Raw genomic sequence first — 22,046 nt, 5'->3', positions numbered from 1 at the left:
GTGCCGACGCTAAACAAAATACGCACGGCCTTGACTCGCAATCGGGGCCACAAGCCCACCAACCTTCCGAAAACCGCACGACCGGCGCATAGTGGGGCGGCGATCGCCGCCCCGGAGGCGGCCGGTCACCATTCCCGGCGGCTGCGCATCGCGCTCACCGCGTTCTTCGCCGTCGACGGCTTCCTCTTCGCCGGCTGGGTCGTCCGGATCCCCGCGATCAAGGCGCAGACCGGCGCCGGTGCGGGCGCCCTCGGACTCGCCCTGCTCGGCGTGTCGGCCGGGGCGGTGGCGTTCATGATGCTCACCGGACGGCTGTGCCGGCGCTTCGGCAGCCACCCGGTGACCGTCGCCTCCGGCGCGGCCCTCGCGCTGAGCATCCTGCTGCCCCCGCTCGCCCACTCGGCGACCGCGCTGGGCCTGGCCCTCCTGGTCTTCGGTGCCGCGTACGGCTCCCTCAACGTCGCCATGAACAGCGCCGCCGTCGAACTGATCGCCACTCTGCGCCGGCCGGTGATGTCCGGCTTCCACGCCGCCTTCAGCCTGGGCGGCATGGTCGGTGCCAGCCTCGGCGGGCTGGTCGCCGGGCACCTCTCACCGGCCGCGCACCTGTCGGGGCTCGCCGCGTGCGGCCTGCTGGCGACGGTCGGCGCGGGCGCCGTGCTGCTGCGGGAGCGCGCGGGGGCCGGGAGTGCGGCGCCGCACCCCGAGGAACGCGCCGCGGCGGGCCCGGACCGTCCCCGGCGGACCGACGCGTCCGGCCGGCCCCGCCGGCTCGTCCTCGTCTTCGGGGTGATCGCGCTGTGCACCGCGTACGGCGAGGGCGCGTTGGCCGACTGGGGCGCGCTGCACCTGTCCCAGGACCTGGCCGCCGCGCCGGGCCTCGCGGCGGCCGGCTACGCGGTGTTCGCGCTGGCGATGGCCGTCGGGCGGCTCTCCGGGACCGCGGTCGTCGAGCGGTTCGGCCCGGCGCGGGCCCTGGTCGCGGGTGGCACCACGGCGGCGTCCGGCCTGCTGCTCGGGGCGCTCGCGCCGACCGCGTGGGGCGCCTGCGTCGGCTTCGCGGTCGCCGGACTGGGGCTGGCCAACATCTTCCCGATCGCCCTCGCGCGCGCCGGGGCGGCCGGCGGGCCGAACGGGGTCGCGGTGGCCTCCACGATCGGCTACGGCGGCATGCTGCTGGGACCGCCCGCGATCGGCTTCCTCGCCGAGGCGTGGGGCCTGCCGGTCGCGTTGACCACGCTCGCGCTGCTGGCGGCGGTGGCGGCGCTGATCGCGCACCTGACGCGCGGATCGCACCGCGGCACGGCCGGGCCCCGCCCGGCCGGCACCTGAGCCGCCCGGAACGGAAACCGCGTCAACCCCGCTGGCGCGAGGGGGCGTTCGGCTCCGGGACGGCGGTGTGCGCGGCGGCCGGTGACGGGTCCGCACCGGTCGGTGCGGGGCCCGCGGCGCCGAGCGTCCGGTGCGTCGGTCCGGCGGCGACCGCCCCGGCGCCGGCCGGTGTCAGTGGCGGCTGGCACACTCGGACGCATGGAGATCACTGAGTTCGTCGAAACCCTGCGGCTGGACGGCGGGCTGCTCGCGGACGCCGCGGACGAGGCCGGCCCCGACGCCCCGGTGCCGACCTGTCCCGACTGGCGGATGCGGGACCTGGTGCGGCACGTGGGGACGGTCCACCGGTGGGTGACGGGCCTGGTGACCGAGCCCCAGGAGCAGCGGCGTCCCGTCCCGGAGCTGCCGGAGCTGGCCGACGACGAGTTGGTGCCCTGGCTGCGCGAGGGCCACCACCACCTCGTCCTGGCGCTCCACACCGCACCGGCGGACCTGCGCACGTGGACGTTCCTGCCGGCCCCGTCACCGCTCGCCTTCTGGGCGCGCCGGCAGGCGCACGAGACGTCGGTGCACCGCGCCGACGCCCAGCAGGCGGCCGGCGTCGCGCTGACGCCGCTGCCGGCCCGCTTCGCCGCCGACGGCATCGACGAACTCCTGCGGGGCTTCCACGCCGGCGACCGCAGCCGTGTGCGCCCCGAGACGCCCGGCACGCTGCGGCTGCGCGCCGACGACACCCCCGGCGCCGAGTGGACGGTGCACCTCACGCCCGACGGCCCGCCGCGCACGGAGCGGCACGACACGCCCCTCGCGGCGGACGCCACCGCGGACTGCACGGTCGAGGGCCCGGCCGAGGAGCTGTACCTCGCGCTGTGGAACCGCCTGCCGTGGGACGGCCTGAAGGTCTCCGGCGACCCGTCCCTGCCGGCGCTGTGGCGGGAGCGTGGCGCCATCTGATCGGTGCGGGGTCCGCGGTGTGCGCGGGCTGCCGCCGCGCCGAGCTGACGCCCCGCCACGGGCGCCGGTGGCGGCGGGCTCGCGGGCCGTCCCACGGCCCCCGTCCGCCCGGCCCGGGGCGTCAGCCGAGCCAGCCCGGCCGCACCAGCCCCGACTCGTAGGCGAGGACGACCAGTTGGGCGCGGTCCCGGGCGCCCAGCTTGACCATGGTGCGGCTGACGTGGGTCTTGGCGGTGAGCGGGCTGACCACCAGCCGGCGGGCGATCTCCTCGTTGGAGAGCCCGATGCCCACCAGGGCCATCACCTCCCGCTCGCGTTCGGTGAGCACGCCGAGCGCGGCGGCCGGCGCCGGCTCCTTGGAGCGGGCGGCGAACTCCGCGATCAGCCGGCGGGTCACCCCCGGCGAGAGCAGCGCGTCACCGGCCACCACCGCGCGCACCGCCCGCAGCAGTTCGTCCGGTTCGGTGTCCTTGACCAGGAAGCCGGAGGCGCCGGAGCGGATCGCCTCGAAGACGTACTCGTCGAGTTCGAAGGTGGTCAGCATGACGACCTTGACGTCCCGCAGCGCGGGGTCCCCGGTGATCCCCCGGGTGGCGGCCAGGCCGTCGACCACCGGCATCCGGATGTCCATCAGGACCACGTCCGGCCGGTGCGCCCGGACGCCGGTCAGGGCCTGCTGGCCGTCGGCCGCCTCGCCGACCACCTCGATGTCGGCCTGGGCGTCCAGCAGCGCCTTGAAGCCGGCCCGGACCAGGAGCTGGTCGTCGGCGAGCAGTACCCGGATCACGACTCCTCCTCTGGGACGGCACGGCCCCCGACGGTGAGCGGGACGCGGGCCAGGACGCGGAAGCCGCCGTCCGACCGCGGGCCGGCTTCGATGGTGCCGCCCAGGGCCGCGGCCCGCTCCCGCATCCCGGCCAGCCCGTTGCCGCCGCCGGTCGGTTGCTCGGCGGCGACGGTCGCCGGGCCGTCGTCGTCGACCCGGATCTCCAGCGCACCGGGAGCGTAACGGAGCCGGACCCGGGCGGTGCGCGAACCCGAGTGCCGGACGATGTTGGTCAGCGCCTCCTGGACGATGCGGAAGGCGGCGAGGTCGGTGCCGGGCGGCAGGGCGACCGCGTCGCCCTCGGTGGTGACGTCCACGGCGAGGCCGGCGCCGCGGGCCTGTTCGGTCAGTTCGGACAGCCGGTCCAGGCCGGGCGCCGGCGCCCGCGGGGCGTCCCCCGGGGAACGCAGGGTGTCGAGGACCTGCCGGACCTCGCCGAGCGCCTCCTTGCTCGCGGCCTTGATGGTGGTCAGGGCGGTCCGCGCCTGTTCGGGGTCGGAGTCCAGCAGCGCCAGCCCGACGCCGGCATGGACGTTGATGACCGAGATGCTGTGCGCGAGGACGTCGTGGAGTTCACGGGCGATCCGCAGCCGCTCCTCGTCGGCCCGGCGGCGTTCGGCGGCCGCGCGTTCGGCCCGCGTCCGGGCCAGTTGCTCGCGGCGCACCCGGACCAGCTCGGAAGCCGCCAGCACGGCCGCCACCCAGGCGGTGACGACCAGTTCCTGCGTCCAGGGTGCCGGCCCGAGGTACGGGGGCAGCCATCGGTAGAGCCAGTGCGCGACCAACAGGTGCAGCAGCCACACCCCGCCCACGGCGCACCAGGCGACCACCCGGTGCCCGGCGACGATCGCCGCGAAGGCCCCGAGCGCCAGCGTGACGAAGACCGGGCCGTAGGGGTAACCGGCCGTGAAGTAGGCGGCGCAGCAGGCCGCGGTACCGACGGCGGTGGCCCGCGGGAAGCGGTGGCGGAAGAGCAGCAGCACGGCCCCGGCGAGGAGCAGCGCATGGCCGAGCGGATCGAGCGGGACCCGGTCGGTCTGGCCGTGGGCGGCGGCGTTGCTGCCGACGGTGACCAGCACGGCCACCGCCAGCGTCGAGCGCCAGGGCAGTCGGCCGCGGGGGCGGCTGCCGGGCGCCGGGGCCGTCGCCCACCCGCCCCCGGCCGCGTCGTGGCGGCGCCGCGCCCAGGGCGGCCGTGCGTTGTCCATGCCGCCACGCTAGACCGCGGTGCGGCGCGGCGGCGTCCGCCGGAGGCGGTGGTCCCGGCTACTCCCCGGGGAGTACGTCCGACCGCCGGATCAGCCGGGGTCGCCGGCCGCGGCCCCGGCCGGCCCGACGAGCATCGTCACCAGCCGTTCCGCCTGTCCGCGGGGATCGGGCGCCCCGGCCCAGCCGGTCATCAGCAGGTGGTGGACGGTGCCGACGAGGGCGAGCGCGACCGCACCGGTGTCGGTGTCGGGCGCGAGCCGCCCCAGGCGCCGTTCGGCGTCGAGGTAGTCGGTGATCGCCTCCTGCATCGCGTCGAATCCCGGCGCGCCGTCGCGGAGCGCGGTGCGGATCCGCTGGGCGGCGGCCGGGCGGGTGAGCGCGAGGCCGGCGATGACCGGGCCCGCCGAGTCCAGCAGGGTGCCGGCGACGGTGCCGAGGTTCGCGGCCACGCTGTCCTGGCCGGCCTTCTCCGGGAGCCGGGCGGCCTGGTGCGCGGTGCGGGCGAACCGGTCCAGGCACAGGTCGGCGACGAACTCGTCCAGTCCGTCGGCGAAGTGGGCGTGCAGCAGTCCCTTGGAGCAGCCCGCCTCCGCGGTGATCGCACGGCTGGTCAGCGCGCCCGGCCCGGCCCGGGCCAGGAGGCGTTCGGCGGCGGCGAAGAGCCGTTCGCGGACGTCGGGGATCGCCACTCCACGCGGTGACATGGGACCTCTCGGGGACGGGGGATTGCCAGTTTGGGCGCACGCCCATACTGTGGCCCGCACGGTTTGGGCACACGCCCATCCTAGGGCCCGGGCCGCCGTCCACCCCGGCCCGGCCGCATGCGGCCGGCACTCGCCGGCAAGAACCCACCCCCAGGAGGACGCTCCCCATGGCACACCCCAACGGCACCGCGCTCCCCGACATCCCCAACGCCGCGCAGGCCCACGCCTGGAACGGCTACGAAGGGACCCACTGGGCCGACCACCAGGACCGCTGGGACGCGGTGAACGGCGGGTTCAACGCGCCGCTGCTCGACGCCGCGGACATCGCCCCGGCCGACCGCGTCCTGGACATCGGCTGCGGCGCCGGCGCCACCACCCGACTCGCCGCCCGCCGCGCCGCCGACGGGCACGCCCGGGGCGTGGACCTCTCCGCGCCGATGCTGGCCGGAGCCCGCGCCGCGGCGGCCCGCGAAGGACTGACCAACACGACCTTCGAACAGGGCGACGCCCAGGTCCACGCCTTCCCCGCGGGCGGCTTCGACGTCGCGATCAGCCGCTACGGCGTGATGTTCTTCGCCGACCCGGTCGCCGCCTTCGCCAACATCGGACGGGCGCTGCGCCCCGGCGGCCGGCTGGCGTTCGTCTGCGGCTCCCCCGCCGACCGCAGCGAGTGGTTCCAGGCACTGGCGGCGCTGCGCCCCCACGTCCCGCTGGACGGCTTCGGCGTCCCCGGCGCGCCCGGAATATTCTCCCTCGCCGCCCCCGACCGCGTCCGTGAGGTGCTCTCCGCGGCCGGATTCGCCGGGACCACCGTGACGCCGGTGACCGCGCCCGGCACCTGGGGCCGCGACGCCGGGGACGCGGCGGCCTTCCTCCTCGGCTCCGGCCCCGGCCGCCACCTGCTGGAGCGGGCCGCCCCGGAATCCCGGGACCGCGCCCGGGCGGCCCTCACCGAGGCGTTGCGCCCCTACGAGGACGGCGGCGCGGTCCGGCTGCGGGGCGCCGGCTGGCTCGTCACTGCCGTTCGGCCGCCGGCTCCGGGTCGCTGACCTCCACCGGCCGGTCGGCGGGCACGGTCGGAGCGGACGCCTCCGCCCGGTCGAAGGCATCCAGCGCACGCCGGGCGAGCGGGTGCGTGCGGACCATCTCGGCGAGCGTCGCAGTACCGCGGGTGATCTTCGCGAACGCCCGCCACGCGGGCCGGAACCCGGTCAACGCGGCGTGGAACACCCCGGGGCGGCGCGCGAAGACGGCCAGCAACCGGCGGCCGACCGCCATCTCCACGCCCAACCCGGCCTTGATGGCGAAGGCGTAGTTCAGGGCCTGGCGCCGGGCGTCCACCGCGTCGTGTGCCTCCGAGATCCGCACCGCCCACTCGCCCGCCAGCCGACCGGACCGGAGCGCGAAGGAGATCCCCTCCCGCGTCCAGGGCTCCAACAGGCCCGCCGCGTCACCACAGACCAGCACCCGCCCCCGCGACAGCGGCGAGTCGTCCGCCCGACAACGGGTCAGGTGCCCGGAGGAGATCCGCGGCTCGAAGCCGGCCAGACCGAGCCGGCCGACGAAGTCCTCCAGGTAGCGCTTGGTGGCCGCGCCCTCGCCGCGGGCCGAGATCACCCCGACGGTCAGGGTGTCCCCCTTCGGGAACACCCAGCCGTAACTGCCCGGCATCGGCCCCCAGTCCAGGAGCACCCGGCCCGCCCAGTCCTCGGCGACCGTCTCCGGCACCGGAATCTCGACCTCCAGCCCCAGGTCGACCTGGTCGACCTTGACGCCGACGTGCGCGCCTATCCGGCTCGCGCTGCCGTCCGCGCCGACCACCGCCCGGGCCAGCACCACCTCGCCGTCCCCGAGCACCACCGCGACCGTCCGGCGGTCCGGGACGTTGGCCCCGTGCTGCTCCACCCGCGTGACCGTCACGCCCGTCCGCACCTGCGCCCCGGCGTCCTTCGCGGACTCCACCAGGGCGGCGTCGAACTCCGGACGGTTGATCAACCCGAAGAGCATGTGCTTGGAACGGCGGGTGCGGGTCAACCGCCCGTTGAGCGCGAAGGTGACCGCGTGCACCCGGTCGCGCAGCGGCAGTTCGAAACCGGGCGGAAGGGAATCCCGGGACGGGCCGATGATGCCGCCGCCGCACGTCTTGTAACGGGGGAGTTCGGCCTTCTCCAGCAGCAGCACCCGGCGTCCCGCACACGCCGCGGCGTGTGCCGCCGAGGCACCGGCGGGCCCCGCGCCCACCACCACGACGTCCCACACCTGCTGGTTGCCTTCGGCCGCCTGCTCGCTGCTCACCTGTGCTTCCGCTCCCGTCCGATGCCTGGCTGCGCGTACCGCCCGCATCCTACGGGCCGCGTCCGGGCGAGCCGCCTGTGGGAAGATCGGAGCACGCCCACGCGTACGTCCGGGCCCGCCCGGCCCACCCCGCCGCGCGTGCCCCCACGTACCCAACGCCGCGCCCACAAGGAGCGTTCCATGCCTGACAGCCAGCTCGCCCAGACCGTCGCCGCCCTGCAACCACGGGCCAGGACCGAACTCGCCGAGTTGGTGGCCTTCAAGTCGGTCGCGGACTTCGCGCAGTTCCCCAAGAGCGAGAGCGAGCGGGCCGCCCACTGGATCGCGGACGCCCTGCGGGCCGAGGGCTTCGAGGACGTCGCCCTGCTCGACACCCCGGACGGCACCCAGTCCGTCTACGGGCACCTCCCCGGCCCCGCCGGCGCGCCCACCGTGCTGCTGTACGCCCACTACGACGTGCAACCGCCGCTGGACGAGGACGCCTGGATCTCCCCGCCGTTCGAACTGACCGAGCGCGACGGCCGCTGGTACGGCCGCGGCGCCGCGGACTGCAAGGGCGGCATGATCATGCACCTGACCGCGCTGCGCGCGCTCAAGGAGCACGGCGGCGTCCCCGTCAACATCAAGGTCATCGCCGAAGGTTCGGAAGAACAGGGCACCGGCGGCCTGGAACGGTACGCCGAGGCACACCCCGAACTCCTCGCGGCCGACGCCATCGTGATCGGCGACTCCGGCAACTTCCGGGCCGGACTGCCCACCGTCACCGCCACCCTGCGCGGCATGACGATGGTGCACGTCCAGGTCGACACCCTGGAGGGCAACCTCCACTCCGGCCAGTTCGGCGGCGCGGCCCCCGACGCCCTGGCCGCCCTCATCCGGATCCTGGACTCGCTGCGCGCCGAGGACGGTTCCACCACCGTGCACGGCCTCGCCGCCGACGCCACCTGGGACGGCCTGCAGTACTCCGACGAGGACTTCCGCAAGGACGCCAAGGTCCTGGACGGCGTCGAACTCATCGGCACCGGAACCGTCGCCGACCGACTCTGGGCCCGCCCCGCCGTGACCGTCCTGGGCATCGACTGCCCGCCGGTGGTCGGCGCCACACCGTCCGTACACGCCTCGGCCCGCGCCCTGGTCAGCCTGCGGGTGCCGCCGGGCATCGACGCCGCCGACGCCACCAAGCTGCTCGCCGCCCACCTGGAAGGCGCCGCACCCTGGGGCGCCCGGGTCGGCGTCGAGCAGGTCGGCCAGGGCCAGCCGTTCCGCGCGGACACCACCAGCCCCGCCTACGCCTCGATGGCCGCGGCACTGCGCGAGGCGTACGACGGCAAGGAGATGCAGACGTCCGGCCTCGGCGGCTCCATCCCGCTGTGCAACACCCTGGCCGGGCTCTACCCCGAAGCGGAGATCCTGCTCATCGGACTCAGCGAGCCGGAAGCGCAGATCCACGCCGTCAACGAGAGCGTGTCGCCCGACGAACTGGAACGCCTGTCACTGGCGGAGGCACTGTTCCTTCAGCGCCTTGCCGAGCGGGGCTGATTCCCACGTTGTTGGCTCTCCCGCCACGGGGGTTGCCGTTTGCGCCTGGCGGCGCGTTGCCGCTGCGCGGGGCGTGCTCGTACGTTGCCGGCCGTCCCGCCGCGGGGTGCTGTTCTGCGCCTGCGGCGCGGTGCCGCTGCGCGGGGCTGGTCGGCCGCGGTGCCGGGTCTGCGGGGTGGGGGTAGGGCGGACTGCTGCGCTTTACGTCCGCCCTACCCCCACCCCGCAGACCCGTCCCCTCCCGTTGAAGGGTGGGAAAACGGTGGAGGGGTGATGCTGTGGGTGGGCTGGCGCGGGCCGTCGATATGGGACCACTAGGCCAGGTTTGACAGCAAAGCGCCCGTAATGGCCATGGAACGACCGAACGAGGACCACTTGCCTCAGGCCCCACCCACCCGTCTTTCCACCCACCCATAACGGGAGGGGACGGGCCGGAGGGGGTGGTGTGCAGGACGTAAAGCGCAGCAGTCCTGCACACCACCCCCGCAGGCCCGTCACCGGCACCCAACAGCCCCGCGCAGCGGACAACGCCCCGCGCCGCAGGCGCAAAAGCGAAACCCCCACGGCGGGCCGGCCGACCACGTACGTCAAAGCCCCGCGCAGCGGCAACGCGCCGCAGGCGCAACGGCAAAAACCCCCACGGCGGGAAAGCCGACAACGTGGGGCGGAACCCCAGCGGCTAGCCGAGTGGGACGCCGGCCTCCAGATGCAGTGGGCAGCCCCGTTCGCGGGCGCGGAGGGCCCAGCGGAGGCGGTTCCAGCGGACGGGCGGGAGCATGGACTCCGCCTCGGATTCGGTGGCGAAGCGCCATGCGCGGAGTTCGGAGCCGGGCAGGAGGAGTTCCTGGATGCGGTCCTCGGTGAGCGTGCCACCGTCGAAGAGCAGGCGCAGGCCGCCGTAGCCGGGTGGCTTGGGCGCTTCCCAGTCGAGTACCAACAGCCTCGGTGTGCAGCCGAGTTGGATGCCCAGTTCTTCGGCGACCTCGCGCACGCCGGCGCGGGCGGGGGCCTCGCCTGGTTCCACGATGCCGCCGGGGAACTCCCAGCCGGGCTTGTATGTCGGGTCGACGAGTAGGACACGGTCCTGGTCGTCGAAGAGCAGCACTCCGGCGGCGAGGGTCTCCGCGGTCGGCTCGGGGGTTTGCACGATGTCGCAGGCGCCGGCGCCGGTGCGGACGGCCTCGGCGACCCGTTCGGCGGTCTGGCGGGGCGTCAGGGTCGTGGTGTCCACGACGTGGGCGTCGCTCTTGAGCCAGTCCAGGGCCTGCGCGTAGGGGCCCAGGTGCTCCAGGCACCAGCGGCGGACGGCGGCGTTGCCCTCGGGGTCACCGGGGGTTTCCTCGCGGTGGGCTATCCGGGAGCGCAGGATCGTTTCCTCCGCATCCAGGAGGACATGTCGGACCGGTATCCGGCGGGCGGCGAGGGCGCCGAAGATCTCGTCGCGGTACTCCTGGCGCAGCAGCGTCATCGGGGTCACCAGGGGGCCCGGCACCTCGGTGAGCAGGGCCGCCGCGGTGTCCACGACCATCCGCCGCCAGGACGGAAGGTCCTGGTAGTCGTCGACCTCTTCGAGGCGCTTGGGCGGCAGCATCGACCGCAGCCCGGTGCCGAGGAGTTCGGGGTCGTAGAGCGTGCTTCCGGGAAGCAGGTCGAGCACTTCATGAGCCGCAGTGGTCTTGCCCGCACCGAACGTGCCGTTCAGCCAGACGATCACGGTTTCCCCTCTTCCCTAGACCCAGGTGAGTTGCCCGCAACACCCTGCCACGGAAACGCTCGGGACCACGGGCCGCGCGCAGCGCCGGGAACACGTTGGCGGAACACACCGCACGGGGGACGCCGGTCCGCCTCCCCCGCCGCGATGCCCCGGCAACCAAGCGCTCCCCCGCCCCTCCAGCACCGAAACCCCCACCCGCGCACGGTCTGCGGGCGGCCGGCGGCGGGGCGGTACGTCGCATATGCCGGGGTCCCATGGATCCCCGTCGGCCGGCCGCGCACCGCGGTTCAGCAGACCTGCAACCCGGGCACCGGCTGGTCGTTCTCCCCGCCGGTGAGGTACACGACGCTGACGTAGACGCCGGCGTTGCCGCTGTCGTCGTCGGTCTTGGCCCACCACACGTTGGTCCACTTCCCGTACGTCTCACGACGGCCCAACTTGGCCTGGCAGTAGAAGTAGTTGGTGCCGGCGTTGAGGTGGCCGACCTGTTGGAAGGACGCGGTGTAGGAGTTCGCGGTGCGCCACACGGGGCAATTGGCCTTGCCCCCGCCGATGTTCGTGCAGGCCGGTCCGGGGGCCGGCGAGCCACCGCCGCTCCCCCCGCTGGCACCGCCGGCCGCGGATCCGGAGCCGCCGGTGGACGTGCCGCCGTGGGCGCCGCCGGACGTTCCGCCGTGCGCTCCGCCCGAGGCGCCGCCGTCCGTGCCGCTCTGGTTGCCGCCCGCGGCCGCTCCGCCGGTCTGGCCGCCGGGACTGCCGCCCGGCGCACCGGGCTTGGGAGCACCGGAGGACGAGGGGGCCCCGGAGGGGGACGCCGTGTCGGTCGGTGAGGCGCCGGTGGCCTTGCCGTCGCCGCCCTTGCCGGCGGAGACGCTCGGCTGGCCCGTCGCCGGCGTGCTGGCCGGTGCGGCCGGCTTCCGCCCGCTCGCGGTGTCCCGGTCGCCGGAACCGCCGCCGACCAGGGCGTAGGTGAGGCCGCCGCCGCCGGCCAGCACGGCCAGGACCGCCGCCACCGCCAGCAGCACCCGACGGCGCCGGCGGGCCGGCAGTCGGGCGGTGTCGCCGTCCGGGCCGGTCGGGTACGGATGCGGGCCGGTGGCGGCGGTCGCGGAACCGGCCGCCGCCGTCGAGGTGTCGTGGACCGGCCGGGGCGGGTGCGCGCCGGGCGGCTGCGGCACGGCGCCGCCCTGGACGCCCGGGCCGCCGAGCCAACCGGCCGGCGCCACCCCGGCACCCGCGGGACCGGGCAGCGGCCCGGCACCCGCGGTCACGTCGGTGGCGGTCGGGGCGTACGGCGAGCCGGGCTGCGGGAACGACGGCGGCGGGGGCGGCGTGACGCCCGGGTCTCGGCCCTCCGCCACGGCCTGGAGCATGCTGCGGGCCTGGGCGGCGGACGGGCGGTCGGCCGGGTTCTTGGCCATCAGGGCGTACAGGACGGGCGTCAGTGGCCCGGCCCGCCGCGGTGCGGGCAGCGGTTCGGTGACGATCGCGGTCAGCGTCGAGTACACCGACGTGCGGCGGAACGGCGCGCTGCCGCCCTCGACCGCCGCGTAGAGCGTCATGCCCAGTGACCAGATGTCCGAGGCGGGGGTGGGGTCCATGCCCTGTGCGCGCTCGGGCGGCAGGTAGTCGAGCGAGCCGACCAGTTCGCCGCTGCGGGTGATGTTGGTGCTGGCGCCGTCCCCGGGGGCCTCGATGCTGGCGATGCCGAAGTCGGTGAGCACCACCCGGCCGCCGCGGGAGCCGGCCCGGTCCGGGGTCCGCCCGGCACGCTCCAACAGGACGTTGCCGGGCTTGACGTCGCGGTGCAGCACGCCGACCTCGTGGGCGGCGTCCAGGGCGTCCATGACGGCGGCGCCGATCCGGGCGATCTCCTGCGGGTCCAACGGGCCCTGCGCGCCGATGGCGTCGTCCAGCGACGGCCCGTCCACCAACTCCATCACGATGACCGGGCGGCCGGCCTCCTCGATGACGTCGTGGACGGTGACCACGCCGGAGTGCCGGATCCGGGCCGCGGCCCGCGCCTCGCGCTGCATCCGGGTCCGCAGGTCGGCGAGTTCGGGGGCGGACGCGTCGGTGTAGGCGCGCAGGACCTTGAGCGCGACCTCGCGGCCCAGCACCTGGTCCTCGGCCCGGCAGACCACGCCCATGCCGCCGCGGCCGATCCGGCCGGTGACGCGGTAGCGGCCGCCGAGCACCTGCCCGGTCAGATCGTCGTCCACGCCGCGCTGCGGGCCGCTGCGGGACGCGGACCGCGGCGCACCGCCGGCCGGCGCCCCGCCGACCGGTTGGGGGCCGTTCACGCCGTCCGCCGCACCGGTTCCGTCCGCCCCGCGCTGCTCGTGCTCCCCCGAAGTCACCGTGCGTTCCCCTCGCTACCCGTCTGGCGTGCCTCAGCGGCCCGTACGTCCTGGACGCCGGGGCATTGTGCCGCAACCCCTCAGGCGGCCGGAAGCCAGACTAAGGGGCGCAGGGGTGCGACCGGTGCCCCTATGGGGCGGGGACGAACGCATCGAGACGGGACTGTTGCGCGGCCGCCGCGGCGGCCCCCACCACGCCGGCGTCCGTGCCCATCTGGGCCGGGACCACGGCCAGCCCGGACACGAAGGACAGCGTGGCGTAATCCCGGAGGGCGGCGCGCAACGGGGCGAACAGGACGTCCCCGGCCCCCGCGACGCCGCCGCCGACGACGGCTATGTCGATCTCGACGAGGGTGGCGGTGGCGGCGATCCCCGCGGCCAGCGCCTGCCCGGCCCGTTCGAAGGAGCGCACCGCGACGGGATCACCGGCGTGCGCCGCGGCGGCGACCGCGGCGGCGCTGTCGTCCCCGTCGGGGCCCGGTCGCCAGCCGTTGGCCAGCGCCCGGCGGGCGATGTTGGGACCGCTGGCGATCCGCTCCACGCAGCCGCGCGCCCCGCACGGACACGGGTCGCCGTCGAGGTCGACGCTGATGTGCCCGATGTGCCCGGCGTTGCCCGAAGGCCCCGCGTGCAGCCGCCCGTTGAGGACCAGCCCGCCGCCGACCCCGGTGGAGACCACCATGCACAGGGCGTTGTCGTGGCCCCGCGCGGCGCCCTGCCAGTGCTCGGCCGCGGTCATCGCCACCCCGTCGCCGACCAGCGTCACCGGACGTCCCCCGACCAGCGCCCGCACCCCGGCGACCAGCGGGAAGTCGCGCCAGCCGGGGATGTTGACCGGGCTGACGGTGCCGGCCTCGGCGTCCACGGGCCCGGCGCTGCCGATGCCGACGGCGGCCACCCGCGCCCAGTGGGGCCCGGCGGCCAGCTCCCGGACGACCTCGGCCACCGCCCCCATCACGGTGGCGCCGTCCTGGTCGGCGGGGGTCGGCCGGGCGGCCCGGACGACGAGTCTGCCGCGCGCGTCCACCAGGGCGCCGGCGATCTTGGTGCCGCCGATGTCCAGCGCTGCGCTGAGGTCCGTCTGCATCGGTGTCGAATTCTCCTGGTGGGCCGGGGGGCCGGAGTACCGGCCCGGCATGAGAACGCCAGTCTTCCGGCATTTGACAACGTTGTCTAGGGGCTATGCTCGTCGCCACCCGGCGACCCGTCGGCGCGTGGCGCCCACGGGCGCACCCGACACCGCATCCGTCCCCCGGCAGACAGGACCGCACACGTGACCGAGACCGCCCGCGGCACTTCCCATCGCTACGGCACCCGCCCCACGATGAAGGATGTCGCGGCGCGCGCCGGCGTCGGCCTGAAGACCGTCTCGCGGGTGGTCAACGGCGAGCCGGGCGTCACCCCGGACACCGAACGCCGCGTCCAGGACGCCATCACCGCGCTGGGCTTCCGGCGCAACGACTCCGCCCGGATCCTGCGCAAGGGCCGGACCGCCAGCATCGGACTGGTCCTGGAGGACCTCGCCGACCCCTTCTACGGGCCGCTCAGCCGCGCCGTCGAGGAGGTCGCGCGCAGCCACGGCGCCCTGCTGATCAACGGCTCCAGCGCCGAGGACCCGGCCCGCGAGCAGGAGTTGGTGCTGGCCCTGTGCGCCCGCCGGGTGGACGGGCTGGTGGTCATCCCGGCCGGCGACGACCACCGCTACCTCGCCCCCGAGATGGCCGCCGGCATCGCCACCGTCTTCGTGGACCGCCCGGCCGGCCGGATCGACGCCGACGTGGTCCTCTCCGACAACTTCGGCGGCGCCCGGGCCGCGGTCGCGCACCTCATCGCGCACGGCCACCGCCGGATCGGCTTCATCGGCGACCAGCCCCGCATCCACACCGCCAAGGAGCGGCTGCGCGGCTACCGCACCGCGATGGCCGAGGCGGGGCTGCCGGTCGACGACTCCTGGGTCTCCCTGGGCTCCACCGCCCCGGACCGGGTGGGCGCCGCGACCACCGCGATGCTGGCCGCGCCGGAGTCGGTCACCGCCCTCTTCGCGGGCAACAACCGCGTCACCGTCACCGCCGTCCGGGTGCTGCGCGGCCACTCCCGCCCGGTCGCGCTGGTCGGCTTCGACGACTTCGAACTCGCCGATCTGGTCCGCCCCGCCATCACGGTCGTCGCCCAGGACTCCGCCCAACTCGGCCGGACGGCGGCCGGCTTGCTGTTCCGACGGCTGGACGGCGTCGACGAGCCGCCGCAGCGGTGGGAGATCCCCACCCGGCTGATCCCGCGCGGTTCGGGGGAGATCCGGCCGGCCGGAGGCTGACCGGCGCCGCCGGTGGACGGGGCGCGTGCCCGCGCGTGCGGCGTTCCCCCGTGACGCCGCACGCGAACCGGCCGGGCCCCGGGGCGGGTCACGGCCGGCAGCGGTCAACGGGGGCGGCCGATGGCACGGCCGCCCCCGAGCCGGTTCGACCGGCTCCGGTTCAGGCCGACTTCGTCGGGCGGCCCGCCAGGCCGTCGAGGTCGGCACGGGTCAGCCCGGTGAGGCGGGCGACCTCGTCGCTGTCGACGGCGCCGCAGTCGAGGCCGCGGAGCAGGTAGCCGCTGAGCGCCTTGGCGGTCGCGGGCTCGTCGGCGATGTCGCCGCCGGCCTTGGCGACGTAGGCGGCGAGCCGGGCGGCGGCCTTCTCCAGGCCCTCGCGGTAGAAGGCGTAGACGGCGGCGTAGCGGGTCGGCAGGTGGCCCGGGTGCATGTCCCAGCCCTGGTAGTAGGCGCGGGCCAGGGCGCGGCGGGTGAGGCCGTGGTGCAGCCTCCAGGCGTCGTGGACCTGGGCGGTGGGGCCGACCGGCAGCACGTTGGTGGAGCCGTCGGAGACGCGGACGCCGGTGCCGGCGGCGGCGACCTGCATGACGGCCTTGGCGTGGTCGGCCACCGGGTGGTCGCTGGCCTGGTAGGCGGCGCTGACGCCACAGGAGGCGCTGTAGTCGAAGGTGCCGTAGTGGAGCGAGGTGGCACGGCCCTCGGCCGCCTCGATCATGCGGGCGACGGTGGCGCGGCCGTCGGCGCCCAGGATGGACTGGGTGGTCTCGATCTGGATCTCGAAGCCGATCCGGCCGGGCGTGAGGGCGTGGGCCTTCTCGAACGCCTCCAGCAGTCGGGCCATGGCGGTGACCTGCTCGACGTAGGTCACCTTGGGGAGGGTCAGGACGAGGCCCTCGGGCAGGCCGCCGGCCGCCATGAGGCCGGTGAGGAAGACGTCCAGGGTGCGGATGCCGCGGTCGCGGACGGCGGCCTCCATGCACTTCATGCGGATGCCCATGTAAGGGGCGGCGGTGCCTCCCCCAGCCTCCGGCCGGGAGGTGTCCCCACGATAGGCGGCGGCGACCAGTGCGGCGGCGCGCGCGGCGGCCTCGTCCTCCTCGGCGTCGGAGCGCAGGCCGTAGCCGTCCTCGAAGTCGATCCGGAGGTCCTCGACGGGCTCGCGCTCCAGCTTGGCGCGGACCCGGTCGTACACCGGGCCGGCGAGGTCGTCGGAGATGCCGAGGACCGCGGCGAGCGCGCCGGCGTCGGGGGCGTGCTCGTCGAGCATGGCCAGCGCCTGGTCGCCCCAGGAGCGGATGGTGCCGGCGGTGAAGGCGTCGCCGGGGACGTAGACCGTGTGGACGGGCTGACGGGTGCCGGGGTCACCCGGGTAGCGCCGCGCCAGGTCGGCGTCCACCTCGGCGAGGGCGGCTCCGATGCCCTCGCGTACGGTGTCCGCGAAGCTCGTGGCCACGGTCTCCTGCTGCCCCATTTCGGTACCCTCCCGGTGCTTGTGCCCGATGCCGTCGCCGACTCAGGCATTTCCGCTTAACGGAATCAACAATCCGTATAGCGAAGCTAACGGTGTCGGTAGACGAGGTCAACACCTTCCTTCCTCGTGGCGACGCAGGTCACCGGCCCGCACCCGGCCGACAACTCCGTCGCACGGCCCGCCCGCCAGGCCCCACAATCCCGTCATGACATGGATCGCACCCCGGACCGAACGCCGCCGGACGCCCTCCGCCACGGGCGAACGCGCGATGCTGCAAGGCTGGCTCGATTTCCACCGTGACACCCTGCTCACCAAGTGCGCGGGCCTGACCGGCGAACAGCTCGCCCGGCCCGGCACCCCGCCGTCCCCGCTGACCCTGCTCGGCCTGGTCCGCCACCTTGCCTACGTCGAACGCGTCTGGTTCCGGCAGCGGTTCGCCGGCGAGGCGATCGACGCCCTCCACTGCACCCCGGACGCCCCGGACGCCGACTTCGACGACCTCGACCCGGCGCGGGCCGAGGCCGACCACGCGGCCCTGACGGCCGAGATCGCGGCCTGCGACGCGGTGGTGGCCGACCGGAGCCTGGACGAGACCTTCACGGTCAACGGCCGCACCCTGAACCTGCGCTGGATCTACGTCCACATGATCGAGGAGTACGCGCGGCACAACGGGCACGCGGACCTGCTGCGCGAGGCGCTGGACGGCGAGACCGGGTCCTGAGGGGCCGCGGTCACGGCCGAAGGCCCCGTACGTCCGCTGCGTACGGGGCCTTCGGCCGTGCGGTGTCCACGGGCCCACCGCGGGGCCCGGCCGGGTCAGCCCTTGCGGGACGTGACCTCGTCGGTGAGCGCCGGGACGACGTTGAACAGGTCGCCCACCACGCCGTAGTCGACCAGGTCGAAGATCGGCGCCTCGGCGTCCTTGTTGATCGCGACGATGGTCTTCGAGGTCTGCATGCCCGCGCGGTGCTGGATCGCGCCGGAGATGCCCGCCGCGATGTACAGCTGCGGCGAGACCGACTTGCCGGTCTGACCGACCTGGTTGGTGTGCGGGTACCAGCCGGCGTCCACCGCGGCACGGGAGGCGCCGACGGCCGCGCCGAGCGAGTCGGCGAGCGCCTCGATGACCGGGAAGTTGTCGGCGCCGTTGACGCCGCGACCACCGGAGACCACGATCGCGGCCTCGGTCAGCTCCGGGCGGCCGGTCGACTCGCGCGGGGTGCGCGAGACGATCTTGGTGGCCTTGGAGGCGTCGGCGACGGTCACCGCGAGCTGCTCGACCGCACCGGCGGCCGGAGCGGCCTCGGGGGCGGCGGAGTTGGGCTTGACGGTGATGACCGGGGTGCCCTCGGTGATCCGCGACTTGGTGGTGTACGAGGCCGCGAAGACCGACTGGGTGGCCACCGGGCCCTCGTCGCCGGCCTCGACGTCCACGGCGTCGGTGATGATGCCGGAGCCGATCCGGACGGCGAGCCGGGCGCCGATCTCCTTGCCCTCGGCGGAGGAGGGCAGCAGGACGGCGGCCGGCGAGACCGCGTCGTAGGCGGCCTGCAGCGCGTCGACCTTGGGGGCGACGAGGTACTCGGCGAACTCGGGGGCGTCGGCGGCGAGGACCTTCACCGCGCCGTGCTCGGCGAGCACGGGGGCGGCGGTGTCCACGCCGGCGCCGAGGTGCACGGCCACCGGCTCGCCGATGCGGCGGGCGAGGGTGAGCAGTTCGAGGGTGGGCTTGCGGACGGCGCCGTCCACGTGGTCGACGTAGACAAGGACTTCAGCCATGGGAATTGCTCCTGCGGGAAGAGTGCGGGCGAAGGGAGGACGAAGAGTTCCGACGGACCGTCAGATGCGGGCGCGGAGGCGGGAGATGGCCTCGGCCACGGTCGCCGAGCGGTGCCGGTCCGGGGCCGCGCCCCGGACCCGCGGCCTCAGATGAACTTCTGGCCCGCGAGGAACTCGGCGAGCTGCTTGGCGCCCTCACCCTCGTCCGTGACGATCGTGCCCTTGGTACGGGCCGGGCGCTCGTCGGCCGAATCGACCTTGGTCCAGGCGCCCTCCAGGCCCACCTCGTCCGCCTCGATGTCGAGGTCGTCCAGGTCCAGGGTCTCCACCGGCTTCTTCTTGGCGGCCATGATGCCCTTGAAGGAGGGGTAACGCGCCTCGCCCGACTGGTCGGTGACGGACACGACGGCCGGCAGCGCGGCCTCCAGCTGCTCGCTGGCGGTGTCGCCGTCCCGGCGGCCGGTGACCTTGCCGTCGGCGACGGCGACCTGGGAGAGCTGGGTCACCTGCGGGGCGGCCAGGCGCTCGGCGAGCAGCGCGGGCAGCACGCCCATCGTGCCGTCGGTGGACGCCATGCCGCAGACCACGAGGTCGTAGCCGGTCTTCTCGATGGCCTTGGCGAGCACGAGCGAGGTGCCGAGGGCGTCGGTGCCGTGCAGGTCGTCGTCCTCGACGTGGACGGCCTTGTCGGCACCCATCGACAGCGCCTTGCGCAGCGCGTCGGTGGCGTCCTCGGGACCGACGGTCAGGACCGTGATCTCGGCCTCGCCGTCGTTGGCTTCCTTGATCTGCAGGGCCTGCTCGACGGCGTACTCGTCGAGCTCCGAGAGGAGGCCGTCCACGTCGTCGCGATCGACGGTCAGGTCCTCGGCGAAGTGCCGGTCGCCGGTGGCGTCGGGCACGTACTTCACACAGACAACGATCCTCAAGCTCACGCCGGCTCTCCTACCTGCTTCGTCTCTTCAGAACTGCCTTGTGCTGGCAGCATAGGCGCCCCACGGGGCGGCTCCCGGTCGGATCCGGATCCCCGCGCCGACCGCCATATTACTCGCCAGTACATACACTCTGATGCCCCGAATCAAGGCCGCCGAAATGTGACCTTCTCAACGGCCCCGACCGGGCGACGAAGCAGGTACGGAGGAACCCGTCAGTCGCGCAACGCGTTGAAGCGGCCCTGGTGGTAGAGGAGCGGCCGGCCGGGACCCGCGGGGTCGCCGACGACCGGCTGGGCCAGCACGATCCGGTGGTCGCCGGCCGGGACGCGGGCCACCACCCGGCACACCAACCAGGCCAGGACCCCGTCCAACAACGGCACGCCCTCGGGGCCGGTGCGCCAGGACGTCGCCGGACCGAACCGGTCGGCGCCGCTGCGCGCGAAGGTGGCGGCCAGCTCCTGCTGGTGCTCCCCGAGGACGTGCACGCCTATGTGCTCGGCCTCGGAGACGGTCGGCCAACTGGAGGCGCCGGTGCCGATGCCGAAGGAGAGCAGCGGGGGTTCGGCGGCGACGGAGGTCAGGGAGGTGGCGGTGAAACCGACGGGGCCGGAACCCGCCGCGGTGATCACCGCGACGCCCGCGGCGTGCTGGCGGAAGACGGAGCGCAGGAGTTCGGGGGAAGCGGTGCGGGGCGTGCCGACATCGGGCGAGGCCGTCATGGAGTTGTCCTTCTGCTGTGGGCTGCGCGCCCGGGCGGAACCGCCGGCGGCCGAACGGCACTCGGCGGCGGAGGTGTCGTCGCTGCTCACACGCCGGGACAACGCGCGCTGGCGGTCCGCACCAGATCGACGTGCGCGCGTCCGTAGAGAAGGAGATCAATACCTGGCCGCATGACGTCAGGCTGACGACGTGTGACCCGAAGCGTCAAGTGTCGCCCGGCATCTGGGAGATCAATCACGGACCGCCTCCCCCAGGGCCGCGATGACGTCGACCTTCCGGGGCTGGCCGGCGGCCCGGCGGACGACCGTGCCACGCGCGTCGAGCACCAGCACCGTCGGCGTGCTCTGCACCTCCAGGCGCCGCACCAGCTCCAGCCGCTCCTCCGCGTCGATCTCGACGTGCGCCACGCCGTCGACCATCCCGGCGACCTCGGTCAGCACGCGCCGGGTGGCCCGGCAGGGCTGGCAGAACGCACTGGAGAACTGGACGAGCGTGGCCCGCTCCCCCAGCTCCGCACCGATCTCGGCAGCGCCCATCCGCACCTGGTCGTCCCGCACCGTCGTCCTTCCCGTCACCGCGGCCCCTACGAGGCGCACCGTCCGTCCCGCCATCCCTGGGTGCAGCGCTCCCGCCACCGCAAAGATTCCCCGGGCCGAAAACCACCCCCATCGGCCAGTGGAAGCCGCCCCACCTGCCGGTTCCGCCCCGCACGTGACGAGGATCTCGCGCCCCGAGGGCCCCGCACGCTGGCCGCCGGCGCGCGCATCGGGCACGATCTCCCGGAGCCGCACAGTTACGACTGCGTAGGTTTCCGCCGGGAGAACCCTCCCCAGGCACAGAGAAGGGGTCCCCCGCACATGGCCGAGCTCGTCTACCCGCCCGTCATCGGCGCGGCCCGTACGCTCTTCAAGACGCTGGACCTGAAGTTCGACGTCGCCGGTACGGAGAACATCCCGCAACGCGGCGGAGCGGTCCTGGTGAGCAACCACATCGGCTACCTGGACTTCGTCTTCTGCGGAATGGCGGCCCGCCCGGCCAAGCGACTCGTGCGGTTCATGGCGAAGGAGTCGGTCTTCCGGCACAAGGTGTCGGGACCGCTGATGCGGGCCATGAAGCACATCCCGGTGGACCGGACGCAGGGCGTGCACGCCTACAAGCACGCACTGTCCGCGCTCCGTTCCGGCGAGATCATCGGGGTCTTCCCCGAGGCGACCATCTCCGAATCCTTCACCCTGAAGAACTTCAAGTCGGGCGCCGCGCGCCTGGCCCAGGAGGCCGGCGTCCCGCTGCTGCCGATGGCCCTGTGGGGCACCCAGCGGCTGTGGACCAAGGGGCACAAGCGGCAGTTGGGCCGCCACCACTTCCCCATAACGATCCGGGTCGGCGAACCCGTGGAGGCCGACCCGGCCGACCAGGCCGAGAAGATCACCGACCGACTGCGGGCCCGCGTCCAGGACCTCCTCGAAGCGGCCCAGCGCGCCTACCCCGTCCGGCCCCGGGACGCCGACGACACCTGGTGGATCCCGGCCCACCTGGGCGGCTCGGCGCCTATGCCGGGACGCGGTGCGTAAGTTTTTGCTTCCCACGTTGTCGGCTGTCCCGCCGTGGGGGTTGCTGTTTTGCGCCTGCGGCGCGGGGCCGCTGCGCGGGGCGTCGTCGTACGTCTCCGGCTGTCCCGCCGTGGGGGTTTCTGTTTGCGCCTGCGGCGCGGGGCCGCTGCGCGGGGCGTCGTCGTACGTCTCCGGCTATCCCGCCGTGGGGTTTTCTGTTTGCGCCTGCGGCGCGGGGCCGCTGCGCGGGGCTGGTCGGGTGCGGTGCCGGGGGTGGGGGGGGGGGGGGGGGGGGGGGGGGGGGGGGGGGTGGGGGGGCCCCCACCCCCCCCCCCCCCCCCCCC

At 74.7% G+C, this 22,046-nt stretch carries 19 protein-coding genes; 7 read left to right on the top strand and 12 right to left on the bottom strand.

Annotated features, from left to right (window positions below; translation table 11 throughout):
• Both ACLJT4_RS28815 and ACLJT4_RS28810 read left to right on the top strand, forming a co-directional pair.
• A complete protein-coding gene (locus ACLJT4_RS28815) occupies positions 1–1,332 on the top strand; it encodes an MFS transporter (RefSeq protein ID WP_411126629.1) in 1,332 nt (443 codons plus the stop codon).
• Positions 1,333–1,530: 198 nt separating this feature from the next.
• Positions 1,531–2,286 carry a maleylpyruvate isomerase family mycothiol-dependent enzyme gene (locus ACLJT4_RS28810; protein WP_411126627.1) on the top strand — a complete coding sequence of 252 codons (756 nt, stop codon included), beginning with the start codon at positions 1,531–1,533 and terminating at the stop codon, positions 2,284–2,286.
• Between the two features lie 121 nt (positions 2,287–2,407).
• Here the strand turns inward: ACLJT4_RS28810 and ACLJT4_RS28805 are convergent, their stop codons facing one another.
• The 3 genes from ACLJT4_RS28805 to ACLJT4_RS28795 all read right to left on the bottom strand — a co-directional run bounded on the left by ACLJT4_RS28805 (position 2,408) and on the right by ACLJT4_RS28795 (position 5,025).
• Entirely contained in the window at positions 2,408–3,073 is a 666-nt protein-coding gene (locus ACLJT4_RS28805; protein WP_233662067.1) for a response regulator transcription factor, read from the bottom strand.
• Positions 3,070–4,320: a sensor histidine kinase gene (locus ACLJT4_RS28800; RefSeq protein ID WP_411126625.1), complete on the bottom strand. Its 1,251-nt coding sequence runs from the start codon at positions 4,318–4,320 to the stop codon at positions 3,070–3,072. The genes ACLJT4_RS28805 and ACLJT4_RS28800 overlap by 4 nt, the downstream gene beginning before the upstream one ends.
• Before the next feature lie 90 nt (positions 4,321–4,410).
• Complete coding sequence (locus ACLJT4_RS28795; protein ID WP_411126623.1) at positions 4,411–5,025, bottom strand: TetR/AcrR family transcriptional regulator; 615 nt, start codon at positions 5,023–5,025, stop codon at positions 4,411–4,413.
• Between the two features lie 167 nt (positions 5,026–5,192).
• Here ACLJT4_RS28795 and ACLJT4_RS28790 point away from each other — a divergent pair, with 167 nt between their 5' ends.
• Positions 5,193–6,074 (top strand): class I SAM-dependent methyltransferase, encoded by an 882-nt coding sequence (locus ACLJT4_RS28790; protein ID WP_411126621.1) that lies wholly within the window; start codon positions 5,193–5,195, stop codon positions 6,072–6,074.
• On the opposite strand, the gene ACLJT4_RS28785 is transcribed toward ACLJT4_RS28790, so the two are convergent.
• Positions 6,040–7,320 carry a geranylgeranyl reductase family protein gene (locus ACLJT4_RS28785; protein ID WP_411126619.1) on the bottom strand — a complete coding sequence of 427 codons (1,281 nt, stop codon included), beginning with the start codon at positions 7,318–7,320 and terminating at the stop codon, positions 6,040–6,042. The two genes, ACLJT4_RS28790 and ACLJT4_RS28785, sit on opposite strands and share 35 nt — an antisense overlap.
• 180 nt (positions 7,321–7,500) lie before the next feature.
• Between ACLJT4_RS28785 and ACLJT4_RS28780 the strand changes: the two genes are divergently transcribed.
• Positions 7,501–8,859, top strand: a complete 1,359-nt coding sequence (locus ACLJT4_RS28780; RefSeq protein WP_411126617.1) for a dipeptidase — start codon at positions 7,501–7,503, stop codon at positions 8,857–8,859.
• A gap of 679 nt (positions 8,860–9,538) precedes the next feature.
• Here ACLJT4_RS28780 and ACLJT4_RS28775 read toward each other — a convergent pair.
• The 3 genes from ACLJT4_RS28775 to ACLJT4_RS28765 all read right to left on the bottom strand — a co-directional run bounded on the left by ACLJT4_RS28775 (position 9,539) and on the right by ACLJT4_RS28765 (position 14,020).
• Positions 9,539–10,573: an NUDIX hydrolase gene (locus ACLJT4_RS28775; protein WP_411126615.1), complete on the bottom strand. Its 1,035-nt coding sequence runs from the start codon at positions 10,571–10,573 to the stop codon at positions 9,539–9,541.
• A 287-nt stretch (positions 10,574–10,860) separates the two neighbouring features.
• Entirely contained in the window at positions 10,861–12,933 is a 2,073-nt protein-coding gene (locus ACLJT4_RS28770; RefSeq protein ID WP_411126613.1) for a serine/threonine-protein kinase, read from the bottom strand.
• A 130-nt stretch (positions 12,934–13,063) separates the two neighbouring features.
• On the bottom strand, positions 13,064–14,020 hold the full coding sequence (locus tag ACLJT4_RS28765; protein ID WP_411126611.1) for an ROK family protein: 957 nt from the start codon (positions 14,018–14,020) through the stop codon (positions 13,064–13,066).
• A 186-nt stretch (positions 14,021–14,206) separates the two neighbouring features.
• Between ACLJT4_RS28765 and ACLJT4_RS28760 the strand changes: the two genes are divergently transcribed.
• Positions 14,207–15,247 carry a LacI family DNA-binding transcriptional regulator gene (locus ACLJT4_RS28760; protein ID WP_411126609.1) on the top strand — a complete coding sequence of 347 codons (1,041 nt, stop codon included), beginning with the start codon at positions 14,207–14,209 and terminating at the stop codon, positions 15,245–15,247.
• Positions 15,248–15,407: 160 nt separating this feature from the next.
• Here the strand turns inward: ACLJT4_RS28760 and ACLJT4_RS28755 are convergent, their stop codons facing one another.
• Positions 15,408–16,718 (bottom strand): DUF6986 family protein, encoded by a 1,311-nt coding sequence (locus tag ACLJT4_RS28755; RefSeq protein ID WP_411126607.1) that lies wholly within the window; start codon positions 16,716–16,718, stop codon positions 15,408–15,410.
• Between the two features lie 205 nt (positions 16,719–16,923).
• Here ACLJT4_RS28755 and ACLJT4_RS28750 point away from each other — a divergent pair, with 205 nt between their 5' ends.
• Positions 16,924–17,439: a DinB family protein gene (locus ACLJT4_RS28750; RefSeq protein WP_411126605.1), complete on the top strand. Its 516-nt coding sequence runs from the start codon at positions 16,924–16,926 to the stop codon at positions 17,437–17,439.
• A gap of 95 nt (positions 17,440–17,534) precedes the next feature.
• Here the strand turns inward: ACLJT4_RS28750 and ACLJT4_RS28745 are convergent, their stop codons facing one another.
• The 4 genes from ACLJT4_RS28745 to ACLJT4_RS28730 all read right to left on the bottom strand — a co-directional run bounded on the left by ACLJT4_RS28745 (position 17,535) and on the right by ACLJT4_RS28730 (position 20,763).
• The gene (locus tag ACLJT4_RS28745; protein ID WP_411126603.1) at positions 17,535–18,497 is read right to left on the bottom strand and encodes an electron transfer flavoprotein subunit alpha/FixB family protein; all 963 of its coding nucleotides are present in this window, start codon (positions 18,495–18,497) and stop codon (positions 17,535–17,537) included.
• 146 nt (positions 18,498–18,643) lie between these two features.
• Complete coding sequence (locus tag ACLJT4_RS28740; RefSeq protein WP_411126601.1) at positions 18,644–19,432, bottom strand: electron transfer flavoprotein subunit beta/FixA family protein; 789 nt, start codon at positions 19,430–19,432, stop codon at positions 18,644–18,646.
• 212 nt (positions 19,433–19,644) lie between these two features.
• Positions 19,645–20,151: a flavin reductase family protein gene (locus tag ACLJT4_RS28735; protein ID WP_016574898.1), complete on the bottom strand. Its 507-nt coding sequence runs from the start codon at positions 20,149–20,151 to the stop codon at positions 19,645–19,647.
• Between the two features lie 231 nt (positions 20,152–20,382).
• Positions 20,383–20,763 carry a TlpA family protein disulfide reductase gene (locus ACLJT4_RS28730; RefSeq protein ID WP_411126599.1) on the bottom strand — a complete coding sequence of 127 codons (381 nt, stop codon included), beginning with the start codon at positions 20,761–20,763 and terminating at the stop codon, positions 20,383–20,385.
• Positions 20,764–21,009: 246 nt separating this feature from the next.
• Here ACLJT4_RS28730 and ACLJT4_RS28725 point away from each other — a divergent pair, with 246 nt between their 5' ends.
• On the top strand, positions 21,010–21,723 hold the full coding sequence (locus ACLJT4_RS28725) for a lysophospholipid acyltransferase family protein (protein WP_411126597.1): 714 nt from the start codon (positions 21,010–21,012) through the stop codon (positions 21,721–21,723).
• The last annotated feature ends 323 nt before the right edge of the window (positions 21,724–22,046 follow it).

This window comes from Streptomyces sp. x-19, from assembly GCF_046549115.1.
In the GTDB taxonomy this organism is placed as follows: domain Bacteria; phylum Actinomycetota; class Actinomycetes; order Streptomycetales; family Streptomycetaceae; genus Streptomyces; species Streptomyces albulus_C.
Note: the sequence above shows the minus strand (reverse complement) of the source record. Positions and strands in the feature narration are given on the sequence as shown.

What these genes read in the sequence shown, in the direction of transcription:
- ACLJT4_RS28795 (WP_411126623.1), bottom strand. Translation starts at nt 5,025, where the DNA reads ATGTCACCGCGTGGAGTGGCGATCCCCGACGTCCGCGAACGGCTCTTC.
- ACLJT4_RS28790 (WP_411126621.1), top strand. Translation starts at nt 5,193, where the DNA reads ATGGCACACCCCAACGGCACCGCGCTCCCCGACATCCCCAACGCCGCG.
- ACLJT4_RS28800 (WP_411126625.1), bottom strand. Translation starts at nt 4,320, where the DNA reads ATGGACAACGCACGGCCGCCCTGGGCGCGGCGCCGCCACGACGCGGCC.
- ACLJT4_RS28765 (WP_411126611.1), bottom strand. Translation starts at nt 14,020, where the DNA reads ATGCAGACGGACCTCAGCGCAGCGCTGGACATCGGCGGCACCAAGATC.
- ACLJT4_RS28780 (WP_411126617.1), top strand. Translation starts at nt 7,501, where the DNA reads ATGCCTGACAGCCAGCTCGCCCAGACCGTCGCCGCCCTGCAACCACGG.
- ACLJT4_RS28745 (WP_411126603.1), bottom strand. Translation starts at nt 18,497, where the DNA reads ATGGCTGAAGTCCTTGTCTACGTCGACCACGTGGACGGCGCCGTCCGC.
- ACLJT4_RS28735 (WP_016574898.1), bottom strand. Translation starts at nt 20,151, where the DNA reads ATGACGGCCTCGCCCGATGTCGGCACGCCCCGCACCGCTTCCCCCGAA.
- ACLJT4_RS28730 (WP_411126599.1), bottom strand. Translation starts at nt 20,763, where the DNA reads ATGGCGGGACGGACGGTGCGCCTCGTAGGGGCCGCGGTGACGGGAAGG.
- ACLJT4_RS28725 (WP_411126597.1), top strand. Translation starts at nt 21,010, where the DNA reads ATGGCCGAGCTCGTCTACCCGCCCGTCATCGGCGCGGCCCGTACGCTC.
- ACLJT4_RS28755 (WP_411126607.1), bottom strand. Translation starts at nt 16,718, where the DNA reads ATGGGGCAGCAGGAGACCGTGGCCACGAGCTTCGCGGACACCGTACGC.
- ACLJT4_RS28750 (WP_411126605.1), top strand. Translation starts at nt 16,924, where the DNA reads ATGACATGGATCGCACCCCGGACCGAACGCCGCCGGACGCCCTCCGCC.
- ACLJT4_RS28810 (WP_411126627.1), top strand. Translation starts at nt 1,531, where the DNA reads ATGGAGATCACTGAGTTCGTCGAAACCCTGCGGCTGGACGGCGGGCTG.